Genomic DNA, 573 nt, shown 5'->3' on the forward strand with positions numbered 1-573 from the left:
AAGCGGCTCTTCCATCCGTTGCGCTCGAAGTACCCCGGGAGGAAGAACCCCCACATGGTCCACTCGGCCCACTCCTCAACGTCCTCCCGCGTCCAGCCCGTCAGCCGGAGGAACTCCTCCTCGGGGACCATGTGGGTGTAGCCGAGCTCGCTCTCCTCGATGTAGTCCACCTTGCCGCAGGACAGCGTCCCCGTGGCCGCGTCGTAGCGCCAGCGCGGCGAGCAGTAGTACTCCCTCCCGTCCGACCCCTCTGCGGTGGCGAACAGGGTGTAGTCGACGTATCCCTCGGCGAGGGACACGACGACCCAGCCGTGCTCCCACTCGCCGCCGCAGTAGTACGCGTCCCACTCCCTGGCGTCGTCCTCCATCTTGACGGCCAGCTTGTCCTCGGCCCCGCAGAACCCCGAGGGCCACGCCTTGATCTCGAGGACGTCCACCCCCTTGTAAAGGCCGTCGAGGCCCCGGCTGTCGTAGATCAGCTCGTCGAAGACGTTGCGGTCGCGCAGCCAGCAGGCCCACGCCCCGTAGCCCCCGTACAGCAGCGCCGCGGCCAGCGACAGGGCGAGCGCGGCC

At 68.8% G+C, this 573-nt stretch carries 1 protein-coding gene; it reads right to left on the reverse strand.

The genetic code is table 11. The features are described from left to right. Positions 1 to 573: hypothetical protein (locus B5F40_RS16370; RefSeq protein WP_162611017.1), on the reverse strand; the 573-nt coding region annotated here is incomplete at both ends.

The organism is Gordonibacter sp. An230 (assembly GCF_002159915.1).
In the GTDB taxonomy this organism is placed as follows: domain Bacteria; phylum Actinomycetota; class Coriobacteriia; order Coriobacteriales; family Eggerthellaceae; genus Rubneribacter.